Below are 17721 nucleotides of genomic sequence, written 5' to 3'. Positions count from 1 at the left end.
GCGGTACAGGGCCGCATCCCCGGCGACGGGGGTGCGGCCCTTCGCCGTACGGCCCCGATCCCCTCAGTCCGCGGGCAGGTCCGGGAAGTCCGGGAACTGCGGTATCGCCACCTCGGCCCAGATCACCTTGCCCTGGGGCGTGTACCGGGTGCCCCAGCGCTCGGACATCTGCGAGACCAGGAACAGGCCCCGGCCACCCTCGTCGGTCGTCGCCGCGTACCGCAGATGCGGTGAGGTGCTGCTGCCGTCGGCCACCTCGCAGATCAGCGTGCGGTCACGGATCAGCCGCACATGGATCGGCTCCGAGGCGTAGCGGATGGCGTTGGTGATCAGCTCGCTCAGGACGAGTTCCATGCCGAAGCCCAGCTCGGCCAGGCCCCACTCCTCGAGCTTGTCGGACACGGCGGCGCGCATCCCGGACACGGCGGCCGGGTCGCTCGGCACGTCCCAGTCGGCGACGTTCTCGGCAGGCAGCGCCCGGGCGCGCGCGATGAGCAGGGCGACGTCGTCCTTGGCCCGCTCCGGCAGCAGCTCGGCCAGCACCGCCTGGCAGCTCTCCTCCGGCGAGCGGTCGGGGTGGCCGGCGAGCGCCTGCCGCAGCAGCTCCATGCCCACGTCCAGGTCACGTGTGCGGTCCTCGATGAGGCCGTCGGTGTACAGGACGAGCTGGGTCCCCTCGGCCAGCTCCAGCTCGGCCGTCTGGAACGGCATGCCGCCGAGGCCCAGCGGCGGCCCGGCCGGCACGTCGGCGAAGGTGACACTGCCGCCGGGGTGGACCAGCGCGGGCGCCAGATGCCCGGCCCGCGCCATGGCGCAGCGCCGCGTCACCGGGTCGTAGATCGCGTACAGGCAGGTGGCGCCCACGATCCCCGCCTCGTCCGCGCGGTTCTCGTCCTGGTCGATGCGGCCGACCAGGTCGTCCAGATGGCCGAGCAGCTCGTCGGGCGGCAGGTCGAGCGTGGCGAAGTTGTGCACCGCGGTCCGCAGCCGGCCCATCGTCGCGGCGGCGTGCAGGCCGTGCCCGACCACGTCGCCGACGACCAGCGCCACCCGGCTCCCCGGCAGCGGGATCACGTCGAACCAGTCCCCGCTCACGCCCGACTGGGCGGGCAGATAGCGGTAGCCGACCTCCAGGGCGCTCTGCTCGGGCAGCGCCCGCGGCAGCAGGCTGCGCTGGAGCGTGACCGCCAGGGCGTGCTCGCGGGTGTACCGGCGGGCGTTGTCGATGCTGACCGCGGCCCGGGCCACCAGCTCCTCCGCCAGCGACAGCTCCTCCTCGTCGAAGGGGCGCTGCTTGGAACGCCAGAAGTTGACCATGCCCAGCACGACACCGCGGGCCTGGATCGGGACGGCGATGAGCGCGTGGATGCCGTAGTCCATGATCCGGCGCGCGCGATCCGGGTCCTGTGCATGCCAGCCGGTAGCGGTCGACAGGTCGGTCACCAGCTCGGAGCGCCCGGCGCCGTAGCCGCGTGCCTGCGGGGTGGAGGGCAGCCAGTCGAAGAGCCGGCCCTTCTCGTAGAGCGGATGGTCGTTCCGGATGCCCCGCACGGCGATTCGCCGCATGTCCGTCGCCGTGGCGGCCGGCTCCTCGCCGTGCAGTACGGCGTCGGCCACGTCCACGGTGACGAAGTCGGCGAAGCGCGGGACAGCGAGCATCGCCAGCTCGTCGGCCGTGCGGACCACGTCGAGCGTGGTGCCGATGCCCAGTCCCGCGTCGTACAGCAGATCCAGCCGCTCCCGCGCCGCCTCCGCGCGGCCGGACACGGCCTGCAGTTCGGTGGAGTCGCGCAGCGTCATCACGGTTCCCCGAGGACCGCCCGCACTGTCCGTCGGCCGCTGGTTGACCGCCAGCAGCCGTCCTCCGGCCAGGTGCACCTCATCGGTGGCCTCACGCCCGGAGACGAGCAGCTCCACCGTCTCGGGGGCGAGCCCCGACAACTCCCGCACGGGCCGTCCCTCGGCCTCGGGAGACAGCTCCAGCAGCCGCCTGGCCTCGTCGTTGGCGAGCAGCAGCCGCCCGTCGTCACCGACGATGAGCACGCCTTCCCGCACCGAGTGCAGCACCGTGTCGTGGTGCTCGTACATGCGGGTCATCTCGTCCGGGGCCAGGCTGTGGGTCTGCCGCCTCAGCCGCCTGCTCATCAGAGCCGTCCCGCCGGTCGAAAGTACGAGGGCCGCGGCTCCGGCGGTCAGGATGATCGGCAGCTGCCGGTCCACCTGGCTGGTCACGTTCTTGACCTTCAGCCCGGCGGAGACGAGAGCGATCACCTTGCCGTGGGCGTCGTCGATGGGAACGGTCGCCTGAACCTCGTGGCCGAGCGGGCCGTGGACGGACTCGGTGTAGACGTGCCCGGCCAGCGACGGTCCGATCTTGCCCACGAAGCGATGGCCGATCTTGCTCGGGATGGGGTGGGTGTACCGGATGCCCTTGGTGTCCATGACCACGATGAAGTCGACGCCCGCGGCCCTGCGTCCCGCCTCGGTGAGCGGCTGGAGCACCTTGGACGGGTCGGGGCTCTGCAGCGCCTGCACGATGCCAGGGGAGTGCGCGAAGGTCTGTGCGACGGCGATGGACCGGCGCTTGGCCTCCGCGGTGGTGTCACGCTCCGACTGCAGGAAAACGGCGAAGACGGCGGAGACCACGAGTGCCACCACCAGGGCCACCTGCAGGATGAAGACCTGCCCGGCGACGCTGCGCGGGCTCCTGCCGACCATGGAGCGCCACATGCTCCTGAATCGGCCGAAAAGGTCCGACATGCGATATTTCTAACACCGACGCCTCCGGGTGACTACGGCTGGCCCGAGCGACAGACATCACATCTTCCGGCCTTTGAACCGAGTGGCCTGTGCTGCCGCCCGGATGCGGCACTGTTTTCTCTTGGTCTGTACATGGCTCCAGCGTGACTCCCGACAACGATGTCCGGCGACTTGGGCTGGCCCGACCAGGTGACCCCGGCGTGCGCCTGCGCGGGCGTACGCCGGGGCGGACCCCGACGGGCCCGCCCCCCTGTCCCTGTGCCCGCGTCAGGCCAGCAGCTCCACCTCCGCGAGCGTCGCCTCGCCGTCCAGCACCAGCCGGTACCTGGCGTAGGAACCCGGCGTGGCGATCGTGAACGCCCGGGTCTGCCGGTCCCACGTGAAGGTCTCGCCCGTGCGGTGGTCCAGCGTCTGCCAGCTCTTGCCGTCCGCGGAGCCCTGCAGGGTCCACCCGGTCGGCGCCTTCGTGCGGTCCGCCGACGAGGTCAGCGTGTACTGGACGGCCTTGGTGGCGTCCTTGACCGGCAGGTCCACCGAGGAGACCGTCGCGGCGGTGGCCGAGGTGTTGTCGAACAGGGCGCCGTCACCCGTCAGGACGTCCGCGCGCGGGTTCGGCACCTTGTCGTCCTGGGTGATGGAGACCGGGGCCGCGTTCCGGGCCGTGCCCCAGGCCGAGGGCTCGGGGCCCATGGAGAACTCCAGCTCCCCGCCCTGGGACAGCAGCGAGTGCGGCAGCGAAGTCGACGTCCAGGGCTTGCCGTCGAACGTCACGCCCTGCACGTACACGTTCTTCGCGCTGTTCTTCGGCGCCTTGACCACGAGGTCCCGGCCGTTCTCCAGGTGCACGGTGACCTGCTTGAACAGCGGGGAGCCGATGGCGTACTCGCCGCTGCCCATCACCAGCGGGTAGAAGCCGAGCGAGGAGAAGAGGTACCAGGCGGACTGCTCGCCGTTGTCCTCGTCGCCGTGGTAGCCCTGCCCGATCTCGCTGCCGTCGTAGAGCCGGGACAGCGCCTCACGCACGTACTGCTGTGCCTTCCAGGGCCGGCCAGCCGCGTCGTACATGTAGATCACATGGTGGGCGACCTGGTTGGAGTGGCCGTACATGCCCATCCGGACGTCCCGGGCCTCGGTCATCTCGTGGATGACACCTCCGTAGGAGCCGACGAAGTCCGGCGAGGCCGTCTCCGGCGTCGCGAAGTACTCGTCCAGCTTGTCCGCGAGGCCCTTCCGGCCGCCGTACAGATTGGCCAGACCCCGGCTGTCCTGCGGGGCCGTGAAGGCGTAGCCCCAGCCGTTGGTCTCCGTGTAGTCGTACCCCCACACGCGCGGGTCGTACTTCCCGGAGTCCACCCGCCAGTCGCCCTGGGCGGTGCGGCCGACGAAGAAGCCCGCCCGGGAGTCGAAGAGCTTCACGTAGTCCCGGGCGCGGTTGAGGAGGTACTCGGACTCGTCCTCGTAGTGCTGCTCGCCCGTCTTCCTGTACAGCGCCTCGCCCATCTTCGCGATGCCGTAGTCGTTGACGTAGCCCTCCAGCGCCCAGGACAGGCCCTCGCCGGTGTCGGTGCTGGTGTAGCCGAGGAAGGGCGAGGTGCTCATGCCCTTGCGGCCCACGCCCGATGTCGGCGGTACGACCGTGGCGTTCTTCAGCGCCGCCTCGTACGCCGCCTCGGCGTCGAAGCGCACGCCCTTGACGTAGGCGTCGGCGAACGCGACGTCCGAGGAGGTGCCCGTCATCAGGTCGGCGTACCCGGGGGAGGACCAGCGGGAGGTCCAGCCGCCGTCCTTGTACTGCTGCACGAACCCGTCGACCATCTCGCCCGCCTGAGAAGGCGTCAGGAACGAGTACGCCGGCCACGTGGTCCGATAGGTGTCCCAGAAACCGTTGTTGACGTACACCTTGCCGTTCACGATCTTCGCGCCCGTGTGCGTCGGCGTGTCCGGGCCCGGCATGGGGGAGAAGGGCGAGGCGTACTCGTCCTTGCCGCCGACCTTCTCGAAACCGGAGTTGGGGTACAGGTACAGCCGGTACATGCTGGAGTAGAGCGTGGTCAGCTGGTCCGGGGTCGCGCCCTCCACCTCGACCCGGCCGAACAGCTTGTCCCAGGTCCGCCGGGCCTGCTCCTTGACCGTGTCGAAGGAGGTGCCGGCCGGGATCTCCTGGCTCAGGTTGTCCTTGGCCTGGTCGACGCTGATGAGGGAGGTCGCCAGGCGCAGCGTGACCGTGTGGTCCGCGCCCGCGTCGAAGCGCAGATAGCCCTTGACTCCGCTCGACGCGCCGTCCGTCACGGGCTTGTCGAACTCGCCGTACACGAACAGCCGCGTCGCGCCCGTCGACAGGCCCGACTTCACGTCCGAGTAGCCGGTGACGGTCCCGTGCTCCTTGTCCAGGGTCAGCCCCGCCTGCTCGGTGACGTTGTCGAAGAGCACGCTCGCGTCCGCGCCCGGATAGGTGAACCGCAGGACGGCCGCGTGGTCGGTCGGCGCCAGCTCCGCCTTCAGACCGTTCTCGAACCGCACCCCGTAGTAGTACGGCCGCGCGGTCTCGTTCTCGTGCCGGAAGGGCAGCGCCCGCGCCGTGCGGCCGGTGTCCGGGGTGCCGGTCACGGCGGACGGCATCACCTGGAAGGTCTGCCGGTCGCCCATCCACGGGCTCGGCTCGTGGCTCGCGCTGAACGCCTGGATCGTGGGCAGATTGTCGTCGTTGTTCGCACGTGCGTATTCGTACAGCCAGCTCAGCGACGATGCGTTGGTCACCGGCGTCCAGAAGTTGAAGCCATGGGGGAGCGCCGTCGCCGGGAAGTTGTTGCCGCGGGAGAAACTGCCGCTGGAGTTGGTGCCGCGGGTGGTCAGCGCGTAGTCGGACAGGTGCGCCTTCGGCTCCTGCGGCGGGACCGGCCGGAGCGCCAGGTCGTCTATCCAGCCGCGGAACTTCGCCGGGCCGCTCGGGGAGTCGTATCCCACGAGGATCCGGTCGACGGTCTTGCCGGCCGCGACCGGGCCGATGCGCGAGACCACGTTGTTCCACTGGTTGACGTACAGCGCCTTCGACTCGCCCTGGCCGCGCGGCGACAGCGGGAACCCGTGCTGGTCCGTGGCGCCCAGGCCGCTCAGATAGGTGCCGTCGGTGAAGGCCAGGTCGACCGAGACGTTGGTGGCGTCGTAGTCGCGGTCGCCGTCGGCCATCGACGGGAAGATGCGGTACGACAGCTGGGTGTCGCCCCCGACCTTCACGTTCACGTCGAAGACCTTGTTGTACGAGTACGCCCGCCCGCTCGCCGTGTGCCGGCCGGCGTAGCGCAGTGCCCGCCTGCCGGTGTACCCGGCCCGCGCCTTGGCCGTCGGGGAGCCGTTCGGGCCCCGGTCGACCAGCGACAGCATGTCCTGCGGCACCGTGCCGCCCGTGCCGCCCGTGGAGAACTGCACGTCGGCGATCTGGAGGATGTCGGTCGCGCCGTTGTTCTCCGTCACGTCCAGCCGGAAGTGCTGGTACTCGGCCGGCTGGGCGAGGTCGTAGGACTTCGTCTGGAACCGCGCGCTGAAGCTTTCCCCCGCACGGGTGTCGATGGTCTTCCAGTCGTGGCCGTCGGTGGAGCCCTGGAGCGTCCAGTCCTTCGGGTCGCGCCCGTCGTAGTCGTTGGCCGAGGTGAGCGCGTACGTCGCCAGTTCGACCGGCTTGTCCAGGTCGAACTCCACCCAGCCGGTGGGCTGGAAGGTCAGCCACTTGGTGCTGGGCTCACCGTCGACGAGGTTCTCCTTCACCTCGCCGGCGCCCGTGTTCTCGCCGCTCGCCCGGACGTCGGTGACATGGTCGGTCACATTGCCGGGAATGCCGGTGCTGTAGCCGCCGTCGACGCCCGAGGCGCGCTTGGTGCCGTCGGGTGCGGTGTCGACGGTGCTCAGCCAGTCCGGCGCCGGCTCGTTCACCTCGAACGAGGATGCGAACTGCCGGTCGTCGGCCGGTGCCTTGCCGGGCAGTGCGACCGCCGCGCCCTGCGATCCGACGGCCATGACAAAGGCGGCCGTGAGGACGACCGCCGGACCGTATCTGTGCCGAGTTCTCCGCTGCGTCTTCCGCTGCATCTACGGATTCCCTCCCTGCGCCGAACTGTGGACAACGTTGTCACTTCGGTGCGCAGGAACCAGTAGGTGGTCAAGTGGCCGTTGATGTCAAGGGTGTTGGGCGTGGCATTCAGGGACTAATGCCGCGAATTCTTCCCACCGGGTCCGCGCCGGACGCTCATATTTCCCCCAGGTCTCAACTCGGAAAAGACCCATGGCGAACCTTGCATTCGATCTTGCTCAGCTGGCGGGAAGTGGACTATACCTGTCGGCGTTTCCTGCACGACCCTGCACGACCCTGCACTACCCGACCGCGGTGCCGGGGAGGATCCGGTTCACCGCCTGAGTCCTGGAGAAGGCGAGGACTTGAGCATGGGATCCACTGAGCACCACGGTGGCGAGGGTATCGGCCGCCGCGATCTGATCAAGCGTTCGGCCGCGCTCGGCCTCGTCGCGGCCCCCGGAATGGGCCTGCTGTCCGCCTGTGCGAGCAGCGGCGGCGACGGACAGAAGAAGGCGAAGGCGGGCAAGAAGAGCGCCAAGAACCCGCTCGCCGTCAATGACACCGCCCAGATGGAATTCGTCCTCTTCGACGGCGGCTTCGGCAAGGAGTACGCCCAGGACGCGGTGAAGATCTACCAGCAGAACTTCCCCAAGGCCAAGGTGAAGTTCTCCGCCACCCAGAAGATCCAGTCCACCCTCCAGCCCCGCTTCAACCAGGGCAACCCGCCGGACCTCATCGACAATTCCGGCGCCGAGCAGATGGACATGGGCGTGCTCGTCGGCAAGAACCAGCTGGCGGACCTCACCGCGCTGCTGGACGCCCCGTCGTACGACGACCCCAGCAAGAAGGTCCGCGACACGCTGCGCCCCGGCATCGTCGAGATGGGCCAGTTCGACGGCAACCCGGTCTGGATCCTGTACTACGCCTACACGGTGTACGGCGTCTGGTACTCGCAGAAGGCCCTCGACTCGCTGGACGAGAAGTACCCGGAGACCTGGGACGAGATGCTCAAGGTCTGCGAGAAGGCCAAGAAGAAGGGCATGGCGGGCTGGACGTACGCGGGCAAGTACCCGTACTACCTGCCCTTCTCGCTGTACCCGATGATCGGCAAGGTCGGCGGGCGCGAGGTGCTCGACGCCATCGACAACCTGGAGCCGAACGCCTGGAAGCACCCGGCCGTCAAGGCCTGTTTCGAGGCGTACTACGAGCTGTACAAGAAGGGCTACGTCCTCAAGGGCACCCCCGGCCTGGACCACATCCAGTCGCAGACCGCCTGGGCCCAGGGCAAGGCGCTGTTCATCCCGAACGGCTCCTGGGTGGAGAACGAGTCGGCCAACGTCATCCCGGCCGACTTCAACCTGGCCGTGTCGGCGCCCTCCGGCATCGACGCGTCCGACAAAATGCCGTTCGGCACCATCTGGGCCTCCGGCGGTGAGCCGTTCATCGTGCCGGCCAAGGCCGCGAACCCCGAGGGCGGAATGGAGCAGCTGCGCATCATGCTCTCCGAGGCGTCCTCGAAGAACTTCACGGCCAAGGTGAAGTCGCTGACCGCGTACAACGGCGGCACCGAGGGAATCTCCCTCACCCCGGGGCTGAAGTCCGGTGTGGCGGCGCTGGAGAAGGCCGGATCCAACGTGGTGAATCCGCGGCTCCAGGACTGGTACGTGCAGTTGCAGAAGGAGAAGATCGGTGTGGCCGGACTCGGCGAGATGATGGCCGGCCGCCTCACCCCGGCCGAGGCCATCAAGAAGATCCAGGGCTTCGCCGACGAGGCCGCGAAGGACAGCTCCATCAAGCACTACAAGCACCAGTAACCAGCACCCTTTAACGCACCGGAGTGACGATGCAGCACGGCAAGTACCGGTTCATCGTGGGGTTTCTGGCGTTGCCCCTGGGACTGTACGCGCTCTTCGTGGTGTGGCCGTTCATCCAGTCCATCTACTACTCGTTCACGGACTGGACCGGCCTGAGCCCCGAATTCAAGATGGTCGGCTTCGACAACTACAAGAGGATGTTCCATGACGACATCTTCTGGAAGTCGTTGCAGCACAGTCTGCTTCTCGCTCTGGTGCTGCCGCTGGTGTCCCTCGGTCTGGCGCTGTTCTTCGCTTTCATGATCAATGTGGGCGGACGGCGGAGAAGGGGCGGCCCCGTGATCTCTGGGGTCCGGGGCTCCTCCTTCTACAAAATCGTGTATTTCTTCCCTCAGGTCCTCTCGATCGCGATCGTCGCGCTTCTGTTCCAGTACGCGTACAACCCCGACAGCGGCGCGATCAACTCGTTCCTGCGCGGCATCGGCCTCGGCAGCGTCCAGCCGCTGTGGCTGGGTGACCCGAGCCTCGCGCTGTGGTGCGTGATGGCGGTGCTCGTGTGGTCCACGGTCGGTTTCTTCGTGGTGCTCTTCTCGGCCGGCATGGCCTCCATCCCGGCCGAGCTGTACGAGGCGGCCCTGCTGGACGGCGCGAACCGGTTCACCACGTTCTTCCGTCTCACCCTGCCGCTGCTGTGGGACACGGTGCAGTCCGGCTGGGTGTACATGGGCATCATGGCGCTCGGCGCCGAGTCGTTCGCGGTCGTACAGATCATGACGACCGGACCGGGCGGGCCCGACTACTCGACCAGCGTGATGGTCCTGTACGTGTACCAGAAGGCGTTCCGGGACGGCCAGGCCGCCTACGCCACCACCATCGGCGTCGCCCTGCTCGTGGTCACGCTCGCGTTCGCGGCGATCGTGATGCGGCTGGGCCGTCGCGAGCGGCTGGAGTTCTGAAGCCATGAAGACGACCGAGACCCCCGCCCCGCTGCCGGCCGAATCCGGGGCGACCGTCACCAAGGTGGACGTGCTCCCGGCCCGGCCGGAGAAGCCGAAGAAAGAGGGCACCGTCCTCAACGCCTTCTCCCACGGCATCCTGATCATCTGGGCGGTCATGGTGGTCATGCCGCTGCTGTGGGCGGTGATGACGTCCTTCAAGGACGACCGCTCCATCTTCACCTCGCCCTGGGCCCTGCCGCACCACCTGCACTTCGACAACTGGTCGCGGGCGTGGACCGACGCCAACATGAGCGACTATTTCCTCAACACCGTCCTGGTGGTGGGCGGTTCGCTCATCGGCACGCTGGTGCTCGGCTCGATGGCGGCCTATGTGCTGGCCCGCTTCGACTTCCCGGGCAACCGGTTCATCTACTACCTGTTCATCGGCGGCATGAGCTTCCCGATCATGCTGGCGCTGGTCCCGCTGTTCTACGTCGTGAACAACATGGGCCTGCTGAACACGCTCCACGGACTGATCCTGGTCTACATCGCGTACTCGCTGCCGTTCACTGTGTTCTTCCTGACGGCGTTCTTCCGCACGCTGCCCACGTCCGTGGCGGAGGCGGCGTTCGTCGACGGCGCCTCGCACACCCGTACGTTCTTCCAGATCATGCTCCCGATGGCCAAGCCCGGCCTGATCAGCGTGGGGATCTTCAACTTCCTGGGCCAGTGGAACCAGTACATGCTGCCCACGGTCCTCAACACCGACCCGGACAAGAAGGTCCTCACCCAGGGCCTGGTCCAGCTCGCGGTCAGCCAGGGTTACAAGGGCGACTGGTCCGGCCTCTTCGCCGGACTGGTCATGGCCATGCTCCCGGTGCTGGCGGCGTACATCGTCTTCCAGCGGCAGGTGGTCGCGGGCCTGACGGCGGGGGCGCTGAAGTAGTCGACTTACGGTCACAACTTGATCACGATTCGACGCCACCCTGCTCCAGGGTGGCGTCGTCATGTCTGTGGGGTGTCCGGGGCGGACCATCGAAGTGACAGCGATTTCCCTCAAGGACTTGACTGCGGTAACCCGTACAGCCGAGCTTGGAGTTCATAACTTGTAAGTGGCCCGGTTCCGCGGATGTGACCTGGGCCACGGGCGGCGCTGGAGCCGCCCCACCGATGTCGGGAGTGGATGAGTCGATGGAGACTCCGGGGTCGCAGTCGTCGCTGCACCGAGCCAACCTGGAACGTGTCGTGCGGGCCGTACGGCTGGCAGGCTCGCTCACGCAGGCGGAGATCGCGCGGACGACCGGCCTGTCAGCCGCGACGGTCTCCAACATCGTGCGGGAGCTGAAGGACGGCGGAACCGTCGAGGTCACGCCCACCTCGGCCGGCGGGCGGCGGGCCCGCAGCGTCAGCCTGAGCGGCGACGCCGGGATCGTGATCGGTGTCGACTTCGGGCACACCCACCTGCGCGTCGCGATCGGCAACCTCGCCCACCAGGTGCTGGCCGAGGAGTCCGAGCCGCTGGACGTCGACGCCTCCTCCAAGCAGGGCTTCGACCGGGCGGAGGAGCTGGTCAACCGCCTGATCGCGGCGACCGGGGTGGACCGGTCCAAGGTCGCGGGGGTCGGGCTCGGCGTGCCCGGTCCGATCGACGTCGAGTCGGGGACCCTCGGCTCCACCTCGATCCTGCCGGGCTGGGGCGGCACCAAGCCCGCGGAGGAGCTGCGCGAGCGCCTGGGCGTGCCCGTGTACGTCGACAACGACGCCAACCTCGGTGCCCTCGGCGAGCTGGTCTGGGGGAGCGGCAAGGGCGTCCGTGACCTTGCTTACATCAAGGTCGCGAGCGGTGTCGGCGCCGGTCTGGTGATCAACGGGACGATCTACCGCGGCCCGGGTGGCACCGCGGGCGAAATAGGACATATTACCCTGGATGAATCCGGCCCGGTCTGCCGTTGCGGGAACCGCGGCTGCCTGGAGACGTTCACGGCCGCGCGCTATGTGCTCCCGCTGCTCCAGTCCAGCCATGGCACCGACCTGACGATGGAAGGCGTCGTACGGCTGGCCAGGGACGGTGACCCGGGCTGCCGTCGGGTGATCGCCGACGTCGGCCGCCACATCGGCAGTGGAGTGGCCAATCTCTGCAATCTGCTGAACCCGAGCCGGGTGGTCCTCGGCGGTGATCTCGCCGAGGCCGGTGAGCTGGTGCTCGGGCCGATCAGGGAGTCCGTCGGCCGCTACGCCATCCCCAGCGCGGCGCGCCAACTGTCCGTTCTCCCAGGGGCACTTGGGGGCCGTGCGGAGGTGCTCGGGGCGCTCGCCCTCGCCCTGAGCGAGATGGGCGACTCGACCCTTTTGGACGGGTCTGTCAACGGCGCTCTGCCGACCGCCACTCCTGCCTTCACTTAGAGAACGGATGGCACCGTTGCCATCTCGTTAAGGATTTACTTCTTGACGTCGCACGTGTGGCCGAGTTGACTTCCAGCCACCTCGGCCGCAACGACGCGGCCTCGTCAGGGAGGTTTCATCAAGTGAACGCACGTATGCGTCGTGCCGCCGTTGCCGTTGCCGCGGGTGCCATGGCCGTCTCGCTCGCCGCTTGTGGCAGCGCCAAGGAGTCGAAGGGCAGCGACAGCTCTTCCTCGGCGCCCGCCAAGGGCGACAACATCAAGGTCGGTCTGCTCCTTCCGGAGAACAAGACCGCCCGGTACGAGAAGTTCGACCGCCCGCTGATCGAGAAGAAGATCAAGGAGCTGACGAACGGCAAGGCCGAGATCGAGTACAACAACGCCCGCCAGGACGCGAACCTGCAGGCCCAGCAGGTCGACACCATGATCACCAACAAGGTGGACGTCCTGATCCTTGACGCGGTGGACGCCAAGGCCATCCAGAACTCCGTCCAGAAGGCCAAGGACCAGGGCATCAAGGTCGTCGCCTACGACCGCCTCGCCGAGGGCCCGATCAGCGCCTACACCTCGTTCGACAACGAGAAGGTCGGCGAGACCCAGGGCCAGGCCCTGCTGCAGGCGCTGGGCAGCAAGGCCAACAAGTCCTCCAAGATCGTCATGATCAACGGCTCGGTCACCGACCCGAACGCCGCCCAGTTCAAGAAGGGCGCGCACGCCGTCCTCAACGGCAAGGTCACCATCGCCAAGGAGTACGACACCAAGGAGTGGTCGCCGGACAACGCCAACTCCGAGATGGAGGCGGCGATCTCCGCGGTCGGCAAGGACAAGATCGCGGGCGTCTACTCCGCCAACGACGGCATGGCCGGTGGTATCATCACCGCCCTGAACGCCGCCGGCGTCAAGGTCCCGGTCACCGGCCAGGACGCCGAGCTGGCGGGTGTGCAGCGCATCGTCTCCGGTGAGCAGTTCATGAGCGTCTACAAGCCGTACGCCCCCGAGGCCGAGGCCGCCGCCGAGATGGCCGTCGCGCTCGCCCAGGGCAAGCCGCTCGACGCGGTCGCCAAGGACAAGGTCTCCTCCGGCTCCGCCACCGACGTCCCCTCGGTCCTCGTCCCGGTCACCTCCCTGACCAAGGACAACATCAAGGACACCGTCATCAAGGACGGCGTCTACACCGTCGGCGACATCTGCACGGGCAAGTACAAGTCCGCCTGCGACAAGCTCGGCCTCAAGTAAGCGGTCCAAGTCCCTTCCCCCGTACGGGCATTCGCCCTTGAATGCCGGTACGGGACCGGACGGACCGCCCCAGGCTCCTCCGGCGCCCCGCGCTCAATGACAGCCCCGCAAGCTCGACGCGGGGCGCCGGACGGAACTACCCCCCAAACTTCTGCACAACCTCCCGCCGGGTCAGGCGGCGAAGGAGATGGTTCACGTGTCCGCTACGCCCGTGCTGGCGTTGCGCGGGGTCTCCAAGCGATTCGGTGCCGTTCAGGCGCTCACCGACGTAGAGCTTGAGGTCCACGCCGGTGAGGTGGTCGCCCTGGTGGGCGACAACGGTGCCGGAAAGTCCACGCTGGTCAAGACGATCGCCGGCGTGCACCCCATCGATGAAGGCGTCATCGAGTGGGACGGCAAGCCCGTGTCGATCAGCAGGCCGCACGACGCCCAGGCCCTGGGCATCGCGACGGTCTACCAGGACCTCGCGCTCTGCGACAACATCGATGTCGTCGGCAACCTGTTCCTCGGCCGTGAGCTGAGGAAGTGGGGCATCCTCGACGAGGTCGAGATGGAGCGCCGCTCCCGCGAGCTGCTCACCACGCTCTCGATCCGCATCCCCAGCGTCCGCATCCCGATCGCCTCGCTCTCCGGCGGTCAGCGCCAGACCGTGGCCATCGCCCGCTCGATGCTCGGCGACCCCAAGCTCGTCATCCTGGACGAGCCCACCGCCGCCCTCGGCGTCGAGCAGACCGCCCAGGTCCTCGACCTCGTCGAGCGCCTGCGCGAGCGCGGCCACGCCGTCATCCTCATCAGCCACAACATGGCGGACGTGAAGGCGGTGGCCGACAAGGTCGCCGTCCTGCGCCTCGGCCGCAACAACGGCGTCTTCGAGGTCAAGACGACCTCGCAGGAGGAGATCATCTCCGCCATCACCGGCGCCACCGACAACGCCGTGACCCGCCGTGCGGCGCGCACGTCCGGGGAGGTTTCCAAGTGAGCATCGACAAGACCTCCGCGCCTGACGCGTCCGCCAAGGACGAGCACGCCGTCGAGAACCCCGAGGCCCCGGCCGCCGCGGTCACCGCGGTCGACCCGCGCCTGCTGGTGCAGGAAGAGGGCCTGCTCGGCTACTGGACCGAGTTCAAGCGCAAGATGAAGGCCGGCGAGCTGGGCTCGCTGCCGGTCATCCTCGGCCTCGCCGCCATCTGCATCATCTTCCAGGTGCTGAACTCCGAGTTCCTCTCCGCGGAGAACATCAGCAACATCACGGTCACGATGGTCGGCACGGGCATGATCTCCGTCGGCATCGTCTTCATCCTGCTGCTCGGCGAGATCGACCTCTCCGTCGGCTCGGTCAGCGGCGCGGCCAGCGCCCTCGCGGCCGTCCTCACGGTCAACCAGGGCTGGCCCGAGTGGGTCGCCGTGCTCGTCGCCATCGCCGCCGGCGCCGCCATCGGCGCGCTGCACGGCTTCTTCTTCGCGGTGCTCGGCGCGCCCGCCTTCGCCGTGACCCTGGCCGGCCTGCTGTTCTGGCTCGGCTTCATGCTGAAGGTGCTCGGCGAGAACGGCACGATCAACCTCGACCCGGACGGTCTGATCGGCAAGCTGACCACGTACACCTTCACGGACGTGGCCGCCGCCTACGGCCTGGCCATCGCCGTGGTCGCCGTGTTCTTCGTCTCCTCCTTCCTCGGCAACCGGCGCCGCGAGGCCGCGGGCATCCCGTTCCGGCCGCTCAGCGACACGGTCCTGCGCACGGTCCTGCTGGCCGTGGTCTCCTTCGCCGGCGCCTACATGTACAACCAGTACAAGGGCCTGCCGCTGGCCACCGTGATCTTCCTCGCGTTCCTGGTCGCCACCGACTTCGTCCTGCGGCGCACCTCCTACGGCCGCAAGATCTTCGCGCTCGGCGGCAGCGTGGAGGCCTCCCGGCGTGCGGGTATCAACGTCACGGCGGTGCGGATCTCCGTGTTCGGCATCTCCGGCGGCTTCGCGGCGATCGGCGGTCTGTTCCTGGCCTCCAAGATCGCCTCGGCCAACCAGAGCGCCGGTACGGGCGACCTGCTCATGAACGCCATCGCGGCGGCCGTCATCGGTGGTACGTCGCTGTTCGGCGGCCGGGGCCGCACCTGGAACGCCCTGCTGGGTGTGCTGGTGATCGTGTCCATCCAGTACGGTCTGCAGCTGGAGTCCATCGCGGAGCCGGTGAAGTACATGATCACCGCCGCGGTCCTGCTGACCACCGTGGTCATCGACTCCATCACGCGCAAGACGCAGAAGACCGCGGGGCGCGCGTAGCACCTTGAGGTGCCAGCGCCGCTAGGCGGGTGACAGTGCCCGGTACCCGAAAGGTGCCGGGCACTGTCGTGTCCTACAAAGCCGGAACATTAGACTCGTCAAGCCCGGCAACAGCTCGATCAGCTCAACTTGCAAGGAGGCACGGGTGCCGCTGCTGACCCGCATCACGGGACCGCGCGATCTGGACCGGCTCAGCCTGGAGGAGCTGGACCAGCTGGCAGGCGAGATCCGGACCTTCCTGGTCGAGGCGGTCTCCAAGACCGGCGGCCACCTCGGCCCGAACCTCGGTGTGGTGGAGCTGACCATCGCCCTGCACCGCGTCTTCGACTCGCCGAAGGACAGTGTGCTGTGGGACACGGGTCACCAGTCCTATGTGCACAAGCTGCTCACGGGCCGGCAGGACTTCTCGAGGCTGAAGATGAGGGGCGGCCTGTCCGGCTACCCCGCGCAGGCCGAGTCCGAGCACGACGTGATCGAGAACAGCCACGCCTCCACGGTGCTCGGCTGGGCGGACGGCATCGCCAAGGCCAACGAGCTGAAGAAGCGGGACAGCCACGTCGTCGCCGTCATCGGTGACGGCGCCCTGACCGGCGGCATGGCCTGGGAGGCGCTGAACAACATCGCCGAGGCCAAGGACCGCCCGCTCGTCATCGTGGTCAACGACAACGAGCGCTCCTACGCCCCGACCATCGGCGGCCTCGCCAACCACCTGGCGACCCTGCGCACGACCGACGGCTACGAGCGCTTCCTCGCCCGGACGAAGGACATCCTCGACCGCACCCCGGTCGTCGGCAAGCCGCTCTACGAGACCCTCCACGGCGCCAAGAAGGGGCTGAAGGACTTCATCGCCCCGCAGGGCATGTTCGAGGACCTGGGCCTGAAGTACGTCGGCCCGATCGACGGGCACGACATCGAGGCACTGGAGTCGGCGCTGGCGCGGGCCAAGCGCTTCGGCGGGCCCGTCATCGTGCACTGCCTCACCGAGAAGGGCCGCGGCTACCAGCCCGCCCTCCAGGACGAGGCCGACCGCTTCCACGGCATCGGCCCCATCCACCCCGACACCGGCCTGCCGGTCAAGGCCTCGGGCGCCGACTGGACCTCCGTCTTCGGCGACGAGATGGTCGAGCTCGGCAAGGAGCGCGACGACATCGTGGCGATCACCGCCGCCATGCTCCAGCCGGTCGGCCTGAAGAAGTTCGCGGACACCTTCCCGGACCGGATCTACGACGTCGGCATCGCCGAGCAGCACGCCGCCGTCTCCGCCGCGGGCCTCGCGCACGGCGGAATGCACCCCGTCTTCGCCGTCTACGCCACCTTCCTCAACCGCGCCTTCGACCAGGTCCTCATGGACGTGGCCCTGCACAAGTGCGGGGTGACCTTCGTGCTGGACCGGGCCGGGATCACCGGCACCGACGGCGCCTCCCACAACGGCATGTGGGACATGTCCATCCTCCAGGTCGTGCCGGGGCTGCGGCTCGCCGCACCGCGTGACGCCGAGCAGGTGCGGGCGCAGCTGCGCGAGGCCGTGGAGGTCACGGACGCGCCGACCGTGGTGCGCTTCTCCAAGGGCGCCGTCGGCCCCGCCGTACCGGCCGTGGGCCGCGTCGGCGGCATGGACGTGCTGCGTGAGCCCGGCACCGGCAGGCCGGACGTGCTGCTGGTGTCCGTGGGCGCCCTCGCCCCGATGTGCCTGGAGATCGCCACCCTGCTCGACAAGCAGGGCATCTCCACCACGGTCGTCGACCCGCGCTGGGTCAAGCCCGTCGACGAGGCCATGGCCCCGCTGGCGGAGCGGCACCGGGTCGTCGTCACCGTCGAGGACAACAGCCGCGTCGGCGGTGTGGGCTCCGCGATCGCGCAGGCCCTGCGCGACGCGGGCGTCGACCTGCCGCTGCGCGACTTCGGCATCCCGCCGCGCTTCCTCGACCACGCCTCCCGCGCCGAGGTGATGGCCGAGATCGGGCTGACCGCGACCGACATCGCCCGCCAGGTCACCGGGCTGGTCGCCAGGCTGGACGGCCGGTTCGACCGTACGGCCGACGAGGTGGACGTCGAGGTGGACTCGGTGGAGCCCGCCCGCGACTAGGAACGCGACACGGAAAGAGCCTGCTTCCGGGCCGGTTGCGCCACTCCTTGCGGTGGCGGAACCGGCCCGTCTGCGTGAACCTGCCTGTGCCGGGGCATCCGCGACCCCAGCCCTCTCGATCATGTCGAGCCGGTCGAGG

Annotated in this window: 10 protein-coding genes; 8 read left to right on the top strand and 2 right to left on the bottom strand. The window is 68.5% G+C overall.

Annotation, left to right across the window (positions count from 1 at the left end; genetic code table 11):
* Positions 1 to 63: 63 nt before the first annotated feature.
* Both ACWD35_RS01375 and ACWD35_RS01370 read right to left on the bottom strand, forming a co-directional pair.
* Positions 64 to 2718, bottom strand: coding sequence for a SpoIIE family protein phosphatase (locus ACWD35_RS01375; RefSeq protein ID WP_451349057.1), 2655 nt, complete (start codon positions 2716 to 2718; stop codon positions 64 to 66).
* Between the two features lie 309 nt (positions 2719 to 3027).
* The gene (locus ACWD35_RS01370) at positions 3028 to 6771 is read right to left on the bottom strand and encodes a GH92 family glycosyl hydrolase (RefSeq protein ID WP_451349316.1); all 3744 of its coding nucleotides are present in this window, start codon (positions 6769 to 6771) and stop codon (positions 3028 to 3030) included.
* 423 nt (positions 6772 to 7194) lie between these two features.
* Here ACWD35_RS01370 and ngcE point away from each other — a divergent pair, with 423 nt between their 5' ends.
* The 8 genes from ngcE to dxs all read left to right on the top strand — a co-directional run bounded on the left by ngcE (position 7195) and on the right by dxs (position 17582).
* On the top strand, positions 7195 to 8640 hold the full coding sequence (ngcE, locus tag ACWD35_RS01365; protein ID WP_451349056.1) for an N-acetylglucosamine/diacetylchitobiose ABC transporter substrate-binding protein: 1446 nt from the start codon (positions 7195 to 7197) through the stop codon (positions 8638 to 8640).
* Positions 8641 to 8669: 29 nt separating this feature from the next.
* Positions 8670 to 9596, top strand: coding sequence for a carbohydrate ABC transporter permease (locus ACWD35_RS01360; RefSeq protein WP_451349315.1), 927 nt, complete (start codon positions 8670 to 8672; stop codon positions 9594 to 9596).
* 4 nt (positions 9597 to 9600) lie between these two features.
* The gene (locus tag ACWD35_RS01355) at positions 9601 to 10524 is read left to right on the top strand and encodes a carbohydrate ABC transporter permease (protein WP_451349055.1); all 924 of its coding nucleotides are present in this window, start codon (positions 9601 to 9603) and stop codon (positions 10522 to 10524) included.
* 245 nt (positions 10525 to 10769) lie between these two features.
* The gene (locus ACWD35_RS01350; protein ID WP_451349054.1) at positions 10770 to 11981 is read left to right on the top strand and encodes an ROK family transcriptional regulator; all 1212 of its coding nucleotides are present in this window, start codon (positions 10770 to 10772) and stop codon (positions 11979 to 11981) included.
* A gap of 134 nt (positions 11982 to 12115) precedes the next feature.
* Complete coding sequence (locus ACWD35_RS01345) at positions 12116 to 13216, top strand: sugar ABC transporter substrate-binding protein (RefSeq protein WP_451349314.1); 1101 nt, start codon at positions 12116 to 12118, stop codon at positions 13214 to 13216.
* 187 nt (positions 13217 to 13403) lie between these two features.
* Entirely contained in the window at positions 13404 to 14195 is a 792-nt protein-coding gene (locus tag ACWD35_RS01340; RefSeq protein ID WP_451349053.1) for an ATP-binding cassette domain-containing protein, read from the top strand.
* Positions 14192 to 15496 carry a sugar ABC transporter permease gene (locus tag ACWD35_RS01335; RefSeq protein ID WP_451349052.1) on the top strand — a complete coding sequence of 435 codons (1305 nt, stop codon included), beginning with the start codon at positions 14192 to 14194 and terminating at the stop codon, positions 15494 to 15496. Before ACWD35_RS01340 ends, ACWD35_RS01335 begins: the two co-directional genes overlap by 4 nt.
* Positions 15497 to 15641: 145 nt before the next feature.
* Positions 15642 to 17582, top strand: coding sequence for a 1-deoxy-D-xylulose-5-phosphate synthase (gene dxs / locus ACWD35_RS01330; protein ID WP_451349051.1), 1941 nt, complete (start codon positions 15642 to 15644; stop codon positions 17580 to 17582).
* Positions 17583 to 17721 lie beyond the last annotated feature (139 nt).

The sequence above is a fragment of the Streptomyces sp. NPDC002671 genome (assembly GCF_053592475.1).
The sequence above is the reverse complement of the archived record's forward strand: the minus strand, read 5'-3'. Positions and strand labels throughout refer to the sequence as shown.